Genomic DNA, 15,846 nt, shown 5'->3' with positions numbered 1-15,846 from the left:
GCAGGCTGCTCTAATGAATACTGACGTGCAAAAACCCAATTTAGTGCTTATACATGGATGGGGTGCCGATAACAACGTCTGGCAAACTTGGGCAGAACAAACGCTGGGTGCTAGCATGGCATTGCATTTTATTGAGTTACCCGGATTTGGACAGCAGCCTGAAATTGATCTGGCCTTAACTGCTTCGGTTGAAAAAGTGAACCAGGCCTGGTTAGCGAGTTTAGTCGAGCGACTGCCCAATGAGCCGACATGGGTGCTGGGTTGGTCTTTGGGCGGATTGATGGCGCAACAGTTGTTATTAAGACATCCAGAACGTGTTCTAGGTATCATTAACCTTGCATCAACACCCTGTTTTCAACAAGGGCAAGGCTGGCGTTACGGAGTAGCACCGTCTTTAATGCTGGGTTTTATTCAAGCATTGCAAGAAGATGGCAAGGCATTGTTGAATACCTTTTATGCACTGCAGTGTCAGGGTGGAGACAAGGCGCGTTTGTTTACTCGTCAGTTACGTCAACAATATTTAGGACGTGCACTGCCCAGTTTTAAAGGACTTTATCAGGGGCTTCAGTTGCTACAGTCACTAGACCTGCGCGGCAAAATGCGCCACAATAAGCGGCCTTGTTTATGGTTGCTTGGCGAAAAAGATCCGCTTGTTCCGGCAGCAGGCCTGCTAGACTGGGTAACACGCGAACAGGCGGGGTCAGCTAGAATTATCAATGGTGCGGCGCATATTCCATTCTTGTCGCATCCAGATTTAACCAGCCAAAGTATTATTGAATTTATTCACACTGAGAATCGAGTTGATTAATCGCCAACATGTAAAGCATCACTTCTCTAGAGCGGCCAGTACTTATGATGAGGCTGCTGTTATTCAGCGCCAAGTTGCCAAGGACATGGCTGAACGTACATTGTTGTTGAAAAGTTCAAAAGAAAATGTTCTGGAGTTGGGCTGCGGTACGGGACTACTAACCGAACAGTTGTGTCAGCATTACCCAGATGCCAAGATTACCGCGGTAGATTTATCTGCACAAATGCTGTTGCAGAGTAAATTACGATTAGCGACCAAATCAGCCAAGTGGCGGTTTTGGTCAGTTCCGAGATTGCCAGTTGAATGGGTGCAAGCGGATGCCTATAGCTTACCATTTGCCGATGCATCATTTGATATGCTTGTAAGTAACTTTATGCTGCAATGGTGTGAAGACTTAGATAAGGTGTTTACAGAGATGCGCAGAGTAATTCGTCCGGGTGGCGCATTAATGTTTAGTACCTTTGGTCCGGATACTTTAAAGGAGTTGCGCCAGGCCTGGTTGAGTGTTGAGGGCGAGTCGGCACATCGACGTTTTAATGATTTCATCGATATGCATGATATAGGTGATGCGTTAATTCGTAATGGGTTTGGTCAGCCAGTCATGGATGTAGATCTGTTGCAGCTTGTTTATGACAAGCCAATCAATGTTCTAAAAGACTTAAAGTTACTGGGCGCGACCAATGCAGCAGCGACAGAAAGCCAGTCTTCGGGCTTATTGGGGCGTAAAACCTTAAGTAAAGTGTTGGCGGCCTATGAGGCAGAAACAAGCCATCTGGGTCAAGTGGCGGCAAGCTTTGAAGTAGTGCAAGGCCACGCTTGGGCCGTACAGGAAATTATGAAAGGGCCAAACAGGGATAAATCAGGCGTTGTGAATATAACCCTTGATGAGTTGGCAGTGGAGTTAAAAAATCGTCGCAATCAAGGCGGCGAAAGTTCGTTGTAAGTTTGAGTTTATAAACGTAAAAATATTTATTTATCATTAGGGGGTGTGTTGTGTATGCAAGTTTATTGTTATTACATAAGTTAGCTGTATTAACGAGTATCAGTGTGTTTTTTATACGTGGTCTTGGTGTGATCTATAATCGTGAATGGGTGACGAGAAAGCCAGTCAAAATCGTGCCGCATGTTATTGATACGCTACTGATCCTAAGTGCGGTTGGAATTGTACTGATGACGCCATTTGCATTTTCGGATCCATGGATACTCATCAAGCTGGTAGGCGTGTTGATTTACGTGGGTCTGAGTGTCATGGTGTTTAAAGTGGCCAAATCTCGAGTTCAGCAAGGGATGTTTTGGATAGTTAATCTAGCATTATTGTTCTTGTTGGTTGCAGTAGCAGTAGAGAAGCAAGCCTGGCCGTTTTAGGACTGTGTGTTGGATGAAATTAAGGCACAAAGTTTGCACAAATCATAAAAAAATATTATTAAAAAGTATCGTTCATTGATAATTATCTATGCAAAGCATTAGATTTTCCAATTAGTCATTATGGTTTAAGGTAATTATTATGTCCGGTGAGTTCGTAACAACCTTTAATTTGAGGTGATAGTAGTATGGCAAATCAAACATTTAATGCTGGTGTTCAGGATTATAAACTGACCTATTGGACGCCAGATTATACTCCGCTTGACACTGACCTTTTGGCGTGTTTCAAAGTTATCCCACAAGCGGGTGTTCCACGTGAAGAAGCAGCAGCAGCTGTAGCGGCAGAATCATCAACTGGTACCTGGACAACTGTTTGGACTGACTTGTTGACTGATATGGAGTTCTACAAGGGTCGTTGTTACAGAATTGAAGACGTTCCTGGTAACAAAGATGCGTTCTATGCATTTATCGCTTATCCATTAGACTTATTCGAAGAAGGTTCAGTTGTAAACGTACTTACTTCATTAGTTGGAAACGTATTCGGCTTTAAAGCGGTTCGTTCATTACGTCTAGAAGATATTCGCTTCCCTGTTGCATTTATCAAAACCTGTGGTGGCCCACCAAGTGGTATCCAGGTAGAGCGTGATAAGTTGAACAAATATGGTCGTCCAATGTTGGGTTGTACCATCAAGCCAAAACTAGGTTTGTCAGCTAAGAACTACGGTCGTGCAGTATATGAGTGTTTGCGTGGCGGTTTGGACTTAACTAAAGACGATGAAAACATCAACTCACAGCCATTCCAGCGTTGGAGAGATCGTTTTTCATTTGTTGCTGATGCAATCAACAAAGCAGAAGCTGAAACTGGCGAAGTTAAGGGTCACTACCTAAACGTAACCGCTGCAACTTGTGAAGACATGATGGAACGTGCGGAATACGCTAAAGAGCTTGGCGTACGTATCGTTATGCATGACTTCTTAACAGGTGGTTTCACTGCTAACACTTCATTAGCTAACTGGTGTCGTAAGAACGGTATGTTGTTACATATCCACCGTGCAATGCACGCTGTAATCGACCGTAACCCTAACCACGGTATCCATTTCCGTGTGCTAGCTAAGTGTCTACGTTTGTCTGGTGGTGATCATTTACACACCGGTACTGTTGTTGGTAAATTGGAAGGTGATCGTGCCTCTACATTAGGTTTCGTTGACCAGTTGCGTGAAGCATTTGTTCCAGAAGATCGTTCTCGTGGTGTATTCTTCGATCAAGACTGGGGTTCAATGCCAGGCGTATTCGCAGTTGCTTCAGGTGGTATCCACGTATGGCACATGCCAGCATTGGTTACAATCTTTGGTGATGACTCAGTTCTTCAGTTCGGTGGTGGTACGCAAGGTCACCCAGGTGGTAACGCAGCCGGTGCAGCAGCTAACCGTGTTGCTTTGGAAGCCTGTGTTAAAGCACGTAACGAAGGTCGTGATCTAGAGCGTGAAGGTGGTGACATTCTTCGTGATGCAGCACGTCATAGCCCAGAGCTAGCGGTTGCACTAGAAACTTGGAAAGAAATCAAGTTTGAATTTGACACTGTTGATAAGCTTGACGCTTAATTTCAAACTTGCCCATTTAGTTTAAGGAGAATTCTATGTCAGTAATGAGTTCAGGTGATTTCCGTACTACACGCACCTATGAAACTTTCTCGTTCTTGCCACCATTAAGCCAAGACGAAATCTACGATCAGATCGTTTACATTATTAACCAAGGTTGGACGCCGGCTTTAGAGCATGAAGCACCAGAGCAAGCATCTGAGCATTATTGGGGTATGTGGAAGCTACCATTTTTCGGTATGCGTAACCCTGATCAAGTTCTTGCTGAGCTTGAAGAGTGTCGTCGTGCGTATCCAGACCACCTAATCCGTATGGTTGGTTATGACAATTACACCCAGTGTAAAGGACATGAATTTGTTGTTTATCGTCCACGCGGTCTGTAATCCATAAATCAGCCAACTCTTAGGAGGCTATGCATGAGTTCAAACACACAAGGGCTTTCTGGCCGTGATCTTGCAAAAGCACGTCGCCAAGCTCAAACGAAGGGCAAGGGAACACCAATTGTTCCCAAAGCTCATCAGCCTATTGTGAATACCTCTGCATCTGTCAAGAGTTCGGAGCCTGTGCGCAGTGAATCATTTGCTGCGCCAGCACGTTCAAGAAATACTGTTGCAACTGCTACTCCTGTTGTTAACGAGGGTAGAAAGGCAGCAGTAGAACGCCGTAAACAGCTTGTCAAAGGCAGTGGATATAAGGCTAAATCACAGCCAACTCGTCAGCCAAGACAAAAGCGTCCTGTTGAGCCTATTACTTCTGAAGCTAGCGCACCGGTTCAAGCAGCAACTGCTGTAAGTACTGAGCGTACTCGCAAGGAAGTAAAAGCTAAATCAACAAACGTTAAGACCATGGGTAGTGTTATGCCTAAAGGTCGATTGGTTGCACGTACTTACCGTAAAGCGCAGTCTGAAGGTAAGGCTGCACTTAAAGCTAAGCTATCCGGCTCTAGTTCGGTATCAAGTATTGCCAAGATGGCAAATCCAGATGCCAATGGTCGTCAGATTGCTCGTGAAGTGAGACATCAGCGTTGTACGCAAGGTAAAACATCATCTGGTGTGTGCCGTCCAACGGGAAAGGTTTCACGTAAGCCTGCAACATCTGAGCCTTATCCTGCAAAAGTGGGGTTTTCTCAGACTGGCTATGATCAGACAGTAAGCGGGACCATGGTTTCTGATACCAACAAAATGACTGGATCAGAGTCAGGTGCATGTCGTGTTATCAGTGGTACAGAGTATACCAGCCCTGATGAATTTCAGGCCAAGTGTAGCTTTAAGCCTGAAGCTAACCCTCGTAAAGTATCAGTGACATCGACCGCTTCAGGGCGTCATGTTAGTGGAACCGAAGTTGGATTGTCTGAAAAGGTTACTGGCACTGAGCCTGGTCAATGTCGTGGTGTAACGGGTACTGAGTATCTACCTGCTGATCAAGGTGAGATGTTTTGTGGCAGTAAGCCAGAGGCAGGACCTGTAAAAGTGAGTCAGTCACGTACCGTGAAGAATCAGACCATTTCTGGTCCATCCATGCAGGCTCGCGAAGCTATGACAGGTCTTGAGCCAGGCGCAGAACGTTCTATAACTGGAAGTCAGTATCTGTCATACACAGCTACTCCTTCAAAGGAACCATCACGTCAGGCAAGACCAAGCATTATGTCAGTACCAACCAAGGTGGATGTTTCAGAAACCTCGTCTGGTAATCAAGTATCTGGCACTAATGTAAATTTTTATAAACCTGTTACAGGTGATGAGGCTGGCTTTTGTAAAGATGTGTCAGGCAATGAATATCAATCCAATGACGTGCGAGTCGCACGCTGTGGTGATAGTCTTCAGCAGGGCGCTAGAAAAGTAGTTGAATCTAAAACATTTGTAGGGCAGAGAATCACTGGTGACCGTGCAGGCCTTGGCGGTAAAGTTACTGGTGCTGGGGCGGGTCGCTGCAAAAGTGTAACAGGTTCTAATTATCAAAGCCTTGATGCAGCTGAAGAGTGTGATTTACCAATTGAAAAGGTAAAGCCGGACTATATGAACCGTCCAGGTGTTGTGCCTAAGCCAACCACAGGTACCCAACCAGGTCCAATGGGTTTAACTGGCGCACAACAAGGTGTTTGTAGTAGTGTAAGTGGTACGCCTTATCAAGGTGTAGATCAAACCTCAGCCATGTGTCAAAACAGTGTTGCTTCTGTGCCAGGAGAATCTGACTTTCCAGTTTTGATGAACCCGGCGAGTATGCAAGCAATTTCACAACCTATGATGATGCCAATGACCGCACCATCAGTTGCTAGTCCAGGCGCTGAAATTACTGAGGATTTATCTTCAAAAATTACAGGCGATGGGGCCGATCGTGGCTTTTCTATCACAGGCGATTCATGGGGACGTGCAAGTAGTGTAACCGGTACAGAAGGCCGCTGGGCTAAAGGTCGCAATGTGAGTATGAAGGGCAATGGATCAAAATCCCTTAATCTAGCAAGAGACTTCAGGCCAGAAACAAATCCAAAGGTAGCCGAATCCAGTCCGATTACGGGCTCGTCAGGTAATACCAAACAGGGCGCTAGTGTTACTGTTTCAGGTGGCGCAAGAGCCTAAGCTATGCAAAATGGTGTTGTTAGAGCCCCAAACGGGCGTGTGATAACAAATGATTATATTGCCGAGCAATATAATCACCATCATTTAATGACAAATACTGGTAGCCAAACGTATGCTAAGGATAAGTCATCGTTTGTGCTTCCAGCGTTTGCTCCAGTTTTACTGGATTATAATGCTGAAACTTTGGCAGCTTACGTTGATGATTTGTTTGCAGCAAAATCTGATCCATGTTTTATTGAAATAGCTAAAAATCAGTTATTGAGAAAATTTAATCATCTTCCAACAGAGAACTGGTTAAAGGGTCTCAATTTAAAGACTAAAACGAACTGGGATGTGTATTATTATTATTTGATCCTATCCCTTTTAGCTTTTTCAAAAGAATATGGCCCAGTCCATTTAGCTAATCTTAATTTTAAGATGCATGATGAACTAAGTGGCACGGATACACGTAAACTTAATGGCTTAAGATCAGCTGTGGGAATTTATACAAATCCTGATGCAGCATTATTAGCAAGCCTAACTTTTACTAGTGGAAAAGCTAGTTCAAGTTTTACCTTGTGTGGTCATGGGTTTGAGTTACAACTTGGGTTGGATCATATTTCAAACCTAGTTGTGAAAGCGGATAGCAAGTTAAGTTTGATGCTTGTAAGATTATATTTAAATGAAGTGTTATATAAGAATAATATTCGATTGAAGGCGGGTGATACCGTTTTGTTAGGCATTATTTTGTATATGGCAGTTATTACATTGTCATAAAAGATTGGGGTATTTGGCTAGTGAAGATATTTCAAGTTGATAGAGCCATAGTGTCTACCAATCGTATAGCAACTATGGATCATAAACCCTTACTAATAGTTAGGGAGAAGGTTGGTGGTACACCAATGGTAGCAGTCGATGCTGTTGGCTGTAAACCTGGTGATTGGGTGCTTTGTGTGGGTAGTTCTGCTGCTCGTGATGCAACAGGCACTAAAGCCTATCCAAGTGACCTCACTATTGTTGGTATTATTGATAAGTGGGAAGGTTGATGGAAATCCATCAGGTTACTCATCAATTAATACTTACCAGTAGGCTTGATGATTTAGGGCATCTGCCCGTAAAAGTATTAAAAAGTGTTTCTGGCGGTACATCCGCTGCACTTGACCCTATTGGATGCAAAGTTGGTGAATGGGTTTTTACCATCGCTAATTCTGCTGCTAGAACGGCATCTGGTGATGATCGTTACTTAACAGATTTAACAATCAGTGGCATTATTGATAATTGGCCACAGGATGTTGATAAGGATTAATCTCTTCCTCGAAGGGGTTTAATGATAATGGGTAAAAACTCTGGTTTTTACAGAATTTTTAACAGTTACGAACTCAAATTAGATAATTGTTAAATTTTTTTATTTTAGGAGAAAGTTATGTCAACTGAATATGGTATCGCACTAGGTATGATCGAAACTCGTGGTCTTGTTCCTGCAATTGAAGCAGCTGACGCAATGACTAAAGCAGCAGAAGTTCGTTTAGTATCGCGTGATTTTGTTGGTGGTGGTTATGTAACTGTTATGGTTCGTGGCGAAACTGGTGCTGTAAACGCAGCAGTTCGTGCTGGTGCTGATGCTTGTGAACGTGTTGGTGATGGCCTAGTTGCTGCTCACATTATTGCTCGCCCACACAAGGAAGTTGAGCCAGTTCTAAACTCAACCTTACAGCAAGCTTAATAGTACATTGAATTTAACCCTGTTACGAACTCAAATATTAACAGTGATTAAAATCAGAATGGAGTTGAAATAATGAGCAATGAATACGGTATTGCCTTAGGCATGATCGAGACACGTGGTCTTGTTCCTGCAATTGAAGCAGCAGACGCTATGACTAAAGCGGCAGAAGTGCGTTTAATCACCCGTGAATTTGTTGGTGGTGGTTATGTAACAGTAATGGTTCGTGGCGAGACTGGTGCAGTTAATGCTGCGGTTCGTGCTGGTGCGGACGCGTGTGAGCGTGTTGGTGATGGCTTGGTAGCTGCACACATTATTGCACGTCCTCACAAAGAAGTTGAACCTGTATTGGTTGCTGGTGTTAACCCAGCTTCGCGTCTTTAATTAAGTGTTTTTTGGAGGCACATTGTGCCTCTGAATTAGGAGTCATTAATGCCTTATCGTACTAACAGCAGAAGTGTAATGGCGGGTGTAGGTCAGCTTACTCGTCGTGAATTACGCAGCGCTAATGGCATGAATCCTCAAATACTTGGTTTTCTGGGGCGTGCAATGAGCTTAGAGTTTTCTGCTGCACAGCAGTATCTAGCTCACGCAGCACTTTCTCAGAAACGGTCTGAAGATGCATTTGCCGAACAGTTTGTTCAGTTAGCAAATGAAGAACTTCGCCATGCTTCTGAACTTACTGAGCGCATGGTAGATCATGGAGCTTTGCCAGCAGGTTCTATTCTTACTCCATCTAAGCCGTCATTTGACGTTATAGAAGCTTTGTCTATTTGTGAGTTGCACGAGGTGCAGCTAATAAACTTGTACGAACAAGCTTATAATTTCAGTGCTAATTTAGGTGCTATTCAGGATGCTGAACTTTTTGGTCGTCTATATGAGGAAGAGCAGGATCAGTTGATGAGAATTCGTCAATGGTCTGCTGACTACATGGCGCAGTCTAGAAATCAGCAAATGAATAGAGGATTTCTATGAGTGGAAGTTGGCGTGAAAACAAAAACTCTACAACATTAGAAGTGAAGTTCTTATTTGAGAATTACAACGCATTGCGTGATTTTTTAGATGATGTTGCGACCATTACTGAAGATGCGGGTATCTACCCCAATATTAGTTTTGGTCGTGATTTTGCTAGTTTAATTATATATTCCCTTGGTGAAACTCTATCGGAAGATGAATATAAGCTAGCAGAAGATATACAAGGTGTTTATAAAAAATAGCTTTAGAGCTCTAAAGTTATTTATGAAGGGCTGGTTATCCAGCCTTTTTTTTTAGGTAGGGAAGTGCGTTTAAAAGACGAATCTTCACTCATTTATTATATGATGGTTTTTCATTAGTCTGTTGCAGCCAAAAGCTTTGATTAATGTCGTTTCAGTTGAAGTTAGGTTCTTATTTTGTATTTAAGGATCGTTACAACCCTAAACGAAAGAAGTTTTTTATGTCAAACACAGAAAATAAAAATTTACAGCAGGATGTTAAATGTGAACAAGCATCCTGTGCAGCTTATCAAAAACAATATGTAACCCGTGATGTTCAAGCTGGAATTATCACCGCTGCGATGGCGATTCCACTTTCAATTGGTATCGCTATTATGTCTGACTATCCTATTCAGGTTGGTCTCGCAACTGTTGCCTTTGCTTCTTTTATTGGTTGGATGTTTGCGTGGTTCAGGCCAGGAAACTTTATAGGTGCACCTGGTATTGCGGCGGGTCTGGCACCTATTCTTGCAATGGGTGTTTCTATATTTGGCATATCAAATATGGCGTTCATAATCTTTCTAACCGCAACTTTTCAGGCGATAATATGGAAGTTTAATTGGCAGCGTTATATATTGCAGCTAGTGCCTACTTATTTAGTTGAAGGCTTGCTTGCTGGTATTGGTTTAAAAATTGTCTTAGCCTTTCTGGTTTTCACCTACGAAGTTCCGGGAGCTCTTGATGCGTCGGATACTTTTTTTACATCTGAGAGAATTATAATCATTGTATTGTCCTTGATTGGTGCAGGTCTATTTTTGGCGTTATTTAAATACTTCAAGGATCGACAACCAGCAGTACCTTACTTTGTGTTAATTATTTTCGGTATTGTTGCTTCACTATTATTACCTGTCTCAATGCTTGAAGTTGAGGATGCAGATATTACGTTAGCGCTACCTGTGCCAGATTTTAATTCAATCAGTCTATGGGCTTATGCGATAGGTTTTGCATTGATGCTGGCTATTATTGATGTGATCGAACAAGTCATGAGTAATGCCGCGATTGAAAAAATTGATCCCTTAAAACGTAAATGTAATAGTAACAATAGTTTATTGGCTATTTGGGTTGCTAATATGGGTTCCAGTTTCTTTGGCGGTATGACCAACTTGGATGGTTTGGCAAAAAGCTCTACTAATCGCCTTGCCGGTGCTTACACCAAGTTCTCGGTATTAATTATTGCTTTAGTGATTACCTTCTTTGCTATAAATATTCAGTACTTGGAATTTTTGCCCAAATTTGCCCTCGGGATTATTATGATTTTTGTGGGTATTAAAATGATATTAGGGCTACTCCATGTTGCACACTTTGGTCGTTATGCGACTTTGCTTGCCATTCTTTGTGGGCTGCTAGTCTACTGGGTTGGTATTTTTGAAGGATTACTTATTGCTCTGGCAATCCATGCATTTATAAATTTTGTTATTTTTAAGGAGCGAGATAATATTGGCACCCATGATATTGTTAGGAACTATCTCAAAAAGTTTAAGGATGAAGAGGGTTTAAATTAGTTTTAAGTGTATGTGTTCTTATTCTTTGTATAGATTTTGGTCTATGCAAAGGATTATAAATTTCGATTTAAATTTTATTTATTTCTAACCTATTATAGGCATTCAATTTAATTTAGGAGTGTCTATCATGGGTTTAGATGCCATCTTGATTCCAGCTATTCTCTTTTTTGCATTGGGTGTCTTTGCCAAGGTCATTAAGTCTGATCTGAAGTTTCCAGACGGCTTGGGTAAAGGGCTTTCAATATATCTATTGATTGCGATAGGCTTAAAAGGGGGTGTCGAACTTGCTAATGCTGAAATTGGTTTAGCATTCAAATCAATATTTTGGGCGATGGTGTTAGGTTTTTTAACGCCCATGATTGGTTATATGATTTTACGTTTCAGGGATCGTATCGACCGGTTTAACGCTGCCGCCATTACTGCACATTATGGTTCGGTAAGCGCGGGGACATTTTTAGCTGCAATTGCGTTTTTGGATGTATCTGGTATTGAGTATGAGACCTATCCCATTGTTATGATGGTGGTCATGGAAGCCCCTGCTATCATAATTGGTTTATTGCTTGCCGCTATGGCAAGAAGAAAGCTTCAGGCAGTTGGTGATGAGGCTGTGGCTACACCTTGGAAGTCCTTGCTTCACGAGGCGACTACGAATGGTAGTGTAGTGTTATTGTTGGGTGCCCTGGTAATTGGTGCAATTTCAAGTCCAGAAGCGATGGAGAAGGTTTATCCTTTTTCACATGGTATTTTTATGGGTGTCTTGTGCTTGTTCTTGCTGGATTTAGGTATGGAAGCAGCTCGACGAATGAAGGCATTTAAACAGGTTGGCATTCCGCTTGTGGCATTTGGTATAATCATGCCGTTAATTGGTGGTTTGATTGGTATTTTTGTTGGTGCAACCATGCTTGGCTTTAGTGCTGGTGGTACGTTGTTGGTGGCTATATTAGCGGCCAGTGCTTCCTACATTGCGGTGCCGCCAGCCATGAGAATGGGGGTGCCAGAGGCTAACCCATCTTATTACCTAACACTCGCCCTAGGTGTTACCTTCCCATTCAACGTGCTAGTAGGCATTCCATTGTTCTACAGCTTGTCGGTTTGGTATATTGGTTAGGCAAAGTAGAGAGAGCCTTATGGATAATTTATGCAATCAAAAGCTCGTTCAAATTATTACGTCAAATATTTTGGAAACGCGTTTAAAAAAGATTTTTAAGAAATTGAACATTTCTAGTTATACCAACTTAAGCGTAAATGGTCAGGGTGATACTGGTTTACAGTCTGGGCATTTTGATGCAGATAGCAATGTTATGTTCATGGTGATGTTGCCAGAAGCTAAATTTGAGTCACTCATCAATGAGCTGAATCAGGATATTCGCAAGGGCTACCATCATTTTGTGTTTAGTTTGAATGCTGAGCTACATTCACCGTTTAAGTGTCGTTCGGAAGATAGCTAGATGATAGTATTAGGCCAGCTAATGTGAGCACGAGTCCTGAAAGCAACATAATTACGCATCATTATTTGATTCGTCATTTAACTTTGCGTCAAATTCAGGTTTTTGAAGCTGTTGCCCGTCTGGCTAGTTTTACGCGTGCTGCCGAGGAGCTGCATTTAACGCAGCCGACTGTGTCAGCACAGGTAAAGAGCTTTCAGGAGTCAATTGACACCCCACTTTACGAACAACTAGGACGTAATATCTTTCTTACCGAAGTGGGTGAAGAAGTCGCAATTGCTTGTCGTGAAGTTATCGACGTGTTAGCCAACCTTGAAATGCGATTACATGATTTTAAAGGCATGCGCAAAGGGCGACTGCGAATCGCCGTTGTGACTACGGCTAAGTATTTTTTGCCTTTGGCTTTGGGTGAGTTTTCAAAAGCTTACCCTAACATAGATTTGAGTTTTACGGTTTGTAATCGTGAAACTATCCTCAACCGAATTGCCGATAACTTGGATGATATGTATATCATGGGTCAGAAGCCGCCAAGCTCATTGGATGCGGTAGTGATTCCGTTTGCACCCAACCCGTTAGTTTTTATTGCGCATCGAGATCACCCGTTGGTTGGGAAAAAAAATATTTCATTGGCACGAATAGCTGAAGAACCCATTCTCATGCGTGAGTTTGGTTCAGGTATTCGTTCAGCAGTAGAAGAAAGATTTAATGAACAGCAGCTTCGAATTAATGAGCGCCTCACCTTGGAAAGCACGGAAACAATTAAACATGCAGTATTTGGTGGTTTAGGTATTTCAGTGGTACCAAAACATTCGTTATACCTTGAAGGGGTTGAGGGACCTTTGGCCATATTGGATGTTCAGGGGTTTCCGTTGGAAAAAGAATTAAATATTGTTTATCCAAGTGGAAAATCCATGTCGATATTATCAAGCAAGTTTTTAGATTTTTTATTGGAAAAAGGTGCCGAGTACTTCCAGACCAGTGTTGACTCGGCAGATGGAGCTGTAACTTACTAAACAGTCTTTAACAAATTTTGTTAAACTTGTGCCCTATTTTGGGTGCTATATTGGAATATAAATTATATGCAATCGAATTCTTATCAAATTACCGGTACATCCGGAATCGACCATTCACAAGCGGGTGGAGTGAGTTTAAGTAACTCATTGCGTACACCTTATCAGGCTATTACTGGTTCGGGTGTTTCGCGTCGGCCTATCGATACGCCCGTTTCAGCAGAAAGCTGTTACTGTGAACCTGCTGATGAAAAGCTGGCAGCAAACTTGTTTGATAAATGGAATACCGCATTGCAAAGTGGTAAAGCCTCTAATGTTGCAGACTTATATGCTGACGATGCCATTTTGTTGCCAACCGTGTCCAACGTTCCTCGTACCTCTCGCAATGAAATTATTGATTATTTTGATCATTTTCTAGAAAAAAATCCGTTCGGTATTATTAAGCAGCGTAATGTAAAGAAAGGTTGTAATAAATTGACGGATGCAGGTGTGTATGTTTTTAAACTAACCACTAATGGTCAGGTACAAGAAGTAAACGCCCGTTACACTTTCGTTTATGAGCATAGAAATGGTGGTTGGAAAATTATTCACCATCATTCTTCCATGATGCCCGAGTAAACCAGTGCCGCGTCTTCGTAGTCAACCCTCCCGTCCTAAGCCAGTTGCTTACAGTCGCAATCGTGCGATTGTTCGCAAGGCCTGTGCTAGCCTTGATAATGCTTCAGCCAATCAGAATAGTAAGTTAGAGGTGGTGCTTGCAACGGGTAATGCCAATAAGGCGGCTGAGGTCATACCTCACGTTACTGATATTTCGTTGGTATTGCAGTCGGCGTTTTCAGTATCGTCCATTGAAGAGACAGGGCATACGTTGCTAGAAAACGCGATTTTGAAGGCGCGTCATGCTTGTGAGCAAACGGGATTGCCTGCCATAGGTGATGATTCTGGTTTGTTTGTTGCAGAACTAGGTCAGTTACCAGGATTATATTCAGCGCGTTTTGCCGGTGAAGGGGCTTCGGATAAACAAAATTGTGAAAAGCTACTGACTTTAGCTGCGTCGCTTAAAGGTGAACAGCGCAGAGCGAGCTATATTTCGACTGTGGTGTTTATGCGCCATGCGGCTGACCCTTTACCCATTACGGTCACACGAGAGTGGTCTGGCTATTTAAGTGAAAGTTTAGATGGTCAAAATGGCTATGGATACGATGCTATTTTTTATGTGCCTGAGTTTGGTATGACGGCAGCACAGTTAACCGATGATCAAAAATTAACCTTAAGTAATCGTCTTGAAGCCTTTAAAGCGCTTGTACCACAGATTATCAAGCAGAGACGATAAAAGGCATCCATAAAACTTATGATTAAGCTTAGAACCTACATTTTTATAAATTCGTTACAGCCGCAGATTGCATCCTACATGGGGACAGCCTCTCAGGGTTTTTTGCCTGTACCAGGTGATGCCTGTCTGTGGATGGAAGTTGCGCCGGGTATGGCTGTGCACCGTCTTACGGATATCGCGCTAAAAGGTTCTAATGTTCATCTAGGTCAACAGATTGTTGAGCGTTCATACGGTTCAATGTTCCTTCATCACCGTGATCAAAGTGATGTACTTGAGTCTGGGCAAAAGGTGCTTGATTATTTGCAAACTGATGAGTCTTCGCGTCAAAAGTGCCACATTATGTGGAATGAAATTATTCGTGCTATTACGCCTGACCATGCTGTATTGATCAACCGTGATAATCGTCGTGGTTCAATGATTTTGCCAGGGCAGAGTATGTATATTTTAGAAACTGAGCCCGCTGGTTATATCGTGTATGCGGCAAATGAAGCTGAAAAAGCGTCGAACATTACCCTTATAGAAGCGCGAGCGGTGGGCGCATACGGTCGCTTGATTATGGCGGGCCGAGAGGCTGATATAAATGTTGCCGCTGAAGCGGCGACCAAAGCCATTCAAAATCTAACAGGTCAGGATGTGCGTGTTTAACTATTTGCGCAAAGGGAAGGTTTGCTATGGCAAATAATCGTATTACAGGCACGACAGGCATCGATTATATGCGCCATTCTGGCGTCAGTCTGGACAATTCTTTGCGTCATGTGACGCCGCCACGTTTGCCTAGTGTACAGCAACCGTTTGATATCCCTCCTGTTGGGCGTGAAGTGAATTATTGTGCGCCAGTCGATGAGGCATTGGCTGAACAATTATTTACAGCTTGGAATGATGCATTGGCATCGGGTAATGCGCGCAGTGTTGCAGCGCTTTATTCTGATGATGCGGTATTGCTGCCAACTGTATCAAACCTGCCGCGTTCAGGCTTGGCTGAGATCGAAGCTTATTTTAAGCATTTCTTGCTGAAGCAGCCTAGGGCAACGGTGTTGCAGCGTATTGTAAGAAAGGGTTGCAATAAATTAACTGATGCGGGTGTTTATCAGTTTGAGGTAAGTCATGATGGGTCTAGAAGGAAGTTAGTTAAAGCGCGCTATACTTTTGTTTACGCATTTTATGCTGGACGCTGGAAGATTTTGCATCACCACTCTTCGGTTATGCCGCAGTAGTTTTGATTTGATACTAATTTAGTTATAAAAAAACCCATCAATTTGA

General features: G+C 42.7%; 21 protein-coding genes. All 21 read left to right on the top strand.

Annotated elements, in window-relative coordinates; translation table 11 throughout:
• Nucleotides 1-13: 13 nt before the first annotated feature.
• The 21 genes from BM293_RS05860 (at nucleotide 14) to BM293_RS05760 (ending at nucleotide 15,800) form a co-directional block, all read left to right on the top strand.
• Nucleotides 14-808 carry an alpha/beta fold hydrolase gene (locus BM293_RS05860; RefSeq protein WP_093447520.1) on the top strand — a complete coding sequence of 265 codons (795 nt, stop codon included), beginning with the start codon at nucleotides 14-16 and terminating at the stop codon, nucleotides 806-808.
• Nucleotides 774-1,751, top strand: coding sequence for a malonyl-ACP O-methyltransferase BioC (bioC, locus tag BM293_RS05855; RefSeq protein ID WP_234968917.1), 978 nt, complete (start codon nucleotides 774-776; stop codon nucleotides 1,749-1,751). Before BM293_RS05860 ends, bioC begins: the two co-directional genes overlap by 35 nt.
• A gap of 50 nt (nucleotides 1,752-1,801) precedes the next feature.
• Entirely contained in the window at nucleotides 1,802-2,173 is a 372-nt protein-coding gene (locus BM293_RS05850) for a SirB2 family protein (protein ID WP_093447516.1), read from the top strand.
• 185 nt (nucleotides 2,174-2,358) lie between these two features.
• The gene (locus BM293_RS05845) at nucleotides 2,359-3,771 is read left to right on the top strand and encodes a form I ribulose bisphosphate carboxylase large subunit (protein ID WP_093447515.1); all 1,413 of its coding nucleotides are present in this window, start codon (nucleotides 2,359-2,361) and stop codon (nucleotides 3,769-3,771) included.
• A gap of 35 nt (nucleotides 3,772-3,806) precedes the next feature.
• Nucleotides 3,807-4,151, top strand: coding sequence for a ribulose bisphosphate carboxylase small subunit (locus tag BM293_RS05840; RefSeq protein WP_093447513.1), 345 nt, complete (start codon nucleotides 3,807-3,809; stop codon nucleotides 4,149-4,151).
• Nucleotides 4,152-4,184: 33 nt separating this feature from the next.
• On the top strand, nucleotides 4,185-6,344 hold the full coding sequence (locus BM293_RS05835; RefSeq protein WP_093447511.1) for a CsoS2 family carboxysome shell protein: 2,160 nt from the start codon (nucleotides 4,185-4,187) through the stop codon (nucleotides 6,342-6,344).
• 3 nt (nucleotides 6,345-6,347) lie between these two features.
• On the top strand, nucleotides 6,348-7,100 hold the full coding sequence (locus BM293_RS05830) for a hypothetical protein (RefSeq protein ID WP_093447510.1): 753 nt from the start codon (nucleotides 6,348-6,350) through the stop codon (nucleotides 7,098-7,100).
• 20 nt (nucleotides 7,101-7,120) lie between these two features.
• The gene (locus BM293_RS05825; protein ID WP_093447508.1) at nucleotides 7,121-7,369 is read left to right on the top strand and encodes a carboxysome peptide A; all 249 of its coding nucleotides are present in this window, start codon (nucleotides 7,121-7,123) and stop codon (nucleotides 7,367-7,369) included.
• Complete coding sequence (locus tag BM293_RS05820; RefSeq protein WP_093447506.1) at nucleotides 7,369-7,629, top strand: carboxysome peptide B; 261 nt, start codon at nucleotides 7,369-7,371, stop codon at nucleotides 7,627-7,629. Before BM293_RS05825 ends, BM293_RS05820 begins: the two co-directional genes overlap by 1 nt.
• 117 nt (nucleotides 7,630-7,746) lie before the next feature.
• Nucleotides 7,747-8,046: a BMC domain-containing protein gene (locus tag BM293_RS05815; protein ID WP_093447505.1), complete on the top strand. Its 300-nt coding sequence runs from the start codon at nucleotides 7,747-7,749 to the stop codon at nucleotides 8,044-8,046.
• Between the two features lie 72 nt (nucleotides 8,047-8,118).
• Nucleotides 8,119-8,427, top strand: a complete 309-nt coding sequence (locus BM293_RS05810) for a BMC domain-containing protein (protein ID WP_093447503.1) — start codon at nucleotides 8,119-8,121, stop codon at nucleotides 8,425-8,427.
• 48 nt (nucleotides 8,428-8,475) lie between these two features.
• On the top strand, nucleotides 8,476-9,018 hold the full coding sequence (locus BM293_RS05805) for a ferritin-like domain-containing protein (RefSeq protein WP_093447502.1): 543 nt from the start codon (nucleotides 8,476-8,478) through the stop codon (nucleotides 9,016-9,018).
• Nucleotides 9,015-9,260: a hypothetical protein gene (locus tag BM293_RS05800; protein ID WP_093447500.1), complete on the top strand. Its 246-nt coding sequence runs from the start codon at nucleotides 9,015-9,017 to the stop codon at nucleotides 9,258-9,260. The genes BM293_RS05805 and BM293_RS05800 overlap by 4 nt, the downstream gene beginning before the upstream one ends.
• Before the next feature lie 218 nt (nucleotides 9,261-9,478).
• A complete protein-coding gene (locus BM293_RS05795) occupies nucleotides 9,479-10,798 on the top strand; it encodes a SulP family inorganic anion transporter (RefSeq protein ID WP_093447886.1) in 1,320 nt (439 codons plus the stop codon).
• Between the two features lie 127 nt (nucleotides 10,799-10,925).
• Nucleotides 10,926-11,906 carry a sodium-dependent bicarbonate transport family permease gene (locus BM293_RS05790; RefSeq protein WP_093447498.1) on the top strand — a complete coding sequence of 327 codons (981 nt, stop codon included), beginning with the start codon at nucleotides 10,926-10,928 and terminating at the stop codon, nucleotides 11,904-11,906.
• 103 nt (nucleotides 11,907-12,009) lie between these two features.
• Entirely contained in the window at nucleotides 12,010-12,246 is a 237-nt protein-coding gene (locus tag BM293_RS05785; protein ID WP_234968915.1) for a P-II family nitrogen regulator, read from the top strand.
• A 23-nt stretch (nucleotides 12,247-12,269) separates the two neighbouring features.
• On the top strand, nucleotides 12,270-13,256 hold the full coding sequence (locus BM293_RS05780; RefSeq protein ID WP_093447495.1) for a LysR family transcriptional regulator: 987 nt from the start codon (nucleotides 12,270-12,272) through the stop codon (nucleotides 13,254-13,256).
• 66 nt (nucleotides 13,257-13,322) lie between these two features.
• A complete protein-coding gene (locus BM293_RS05775) occupies nucleotides 13,323-13,871 on the top strand; it encodes an SgcJ/EcaC family oxidoreductase (RefSeq protein WP_093447494.1) in 549 nt (182 codons plus the stop codon).
• A gap of 4 nt (nucleotides 13,872-13,875) precedes the next feature.
• Nucleotides 13,876-14,586 (top strand): RdgB/HAM1 family non-canonical purine NTP pyrophosphatase, encoded by a 711-nt coding sequence (rdgB, locus tag BM293_RS05770; protein WP_093447492.1) that lies wholly within the window; start codon nucleotides 13,876-13,878, stop codon nucleotides 14,584-14,586.
• An 18-nt stretch (nucleotides 14,587-14,604) separates the two neighbouring features.
• Nucleotides 14,605-15,231, top strand: a complete 627-nt coding sequence (locus BM293_RS05765) for a BMC domain-containing protein (protein WP_093447491.1) — start codon at nucleotides 14,605-14,607, stop codon at nucleotides 15,229-15,231.
• A gap of 26 nt (nucleotides 15,232-15,257) precedes the next feature.
• Nucleotides 15,258-15,800, top strand: a complete 543-nt coding sequence (locus BM293_RS05760; RefSeq protein WP_093447489.1) for an SgcJ/EcaC family oxidoreductase — start codon at nucleotides 15,258-15,260, stop codon at nucleotides 15,798-15,800.
• Nucleotides 15,801-15,846 lie beyond the last annotated feature (46 nt).

This window comes from Thiomicrospira sp. ALE5 (assembly GCF_900112445.1).
Classification (GTDB): domain Bacteria; phylum Pseudomonadota; class Gammaproteobacteria; order Thiomicrospirales; family Thiomicrospiraceae; genus Thiomicrospira.
The sequence above is the reverse complement of the archived record's forward strand: the minus strand, read 5'-3'. Positions and strand labels throughout refer to the sequence as shown.

Coding starts and splice junctions, on each gene's coding strand:
- BM293_RS05860 (WP_093447520.1), top strand. CDS start 14: ATGAATACTGACGTGCAAAAACCCAATTTAGTGCTTATACATGGATGG.
- BM293_RS05845 (WP_093447515.1), top strand. CDS start 2,359: ATGGCAAATCAAACATTTAATGCTGGTGTTCAGGATTATAAACTGACC.
- BM293_RS05840 (WP_093447513.1), top strand. CDS start 3,807: ATGTCAGTAATGAGTTCAGGTGATTTCCGTACTACACGCACCTATGAA.
- BM293_RS05835 (WP_093447511.1), top strand. CDS start 4,185: ATGAGTTCAAACACACAAGGGCTTTCTGGCCGTGATCTTGCAAAAGCA.
- BM293_RS05830 (WP_093447510.1), top strand. CDS start 6,348: ATGCAAAATGGTGTTGTTAGAGCCCCAAACGGGCGTGTGATAACAAAT.
- BM293_RS05820 (WP_093447506.1), top strand. CDS start 7,369: ATGGAAATCCATCAGGTTACTCATCAATTAATACTTACCAGTAGGCTT.
- BM293_RS05815 (WP_093447505.1), top strand. CDS start 7,747: ATGTCAACTGAATATGGTATCGCACTAGGTATGATCGAAACTCGTGGT.
- BM293_RS05810 (WP_093447503.1), top strand. CDS start 8,119: ATGAGCAATGAATACGGTATTGCCTTAGGCATGATCGAGACACGTGGT.
- BM293_RS05805 (WP_093447502.1), top strand. CDS start 8,476: ATGCCTTATCGTACTAACAGCAGAAGTGTAATGGCGGGTGTAGGTCAG.
- BM293_RS05800 (WP_093447500.1), top strand. CDS start 9,015: ATGAGTGGAAGTTGGCGTGAAAACAAAAACTCTACAACATTAGAAGTG.
- BM293_RS05795 (WP_093447886.1), top strand. CDS start 9,479: ATGTCAAACACAGAAAATAAAAATTTACAGCAGGATGTTAAATGTGAA.
- BM293_RS05790 (WP_093447498.1), top strand. CDS start 10,926: ATGGGTTTAGATGCCATCTTGATTCCAGCTATTCTCTTTTTTGCATTG.
- BM293_RS05775 (WP_093447494.1), top strand. CDS start 13,323: ATGCAATCGAATTCTTATCAAATTACCGGTACATCCGGAATCGACCAT.
- BM293_RS05765 (WP_093447491.1), top strand. CDS start 14,605: ATGATTAAGCTTAGAACCTACATTTTTATAAATTCGTTACAGCCGCAG.
- BM293_RS05760 (WP_093447489.1), top strand. CDS start 15,258: ATGGCAAATAATCGTATTACAGGCACGACAGGCATCGATTATATGCGC.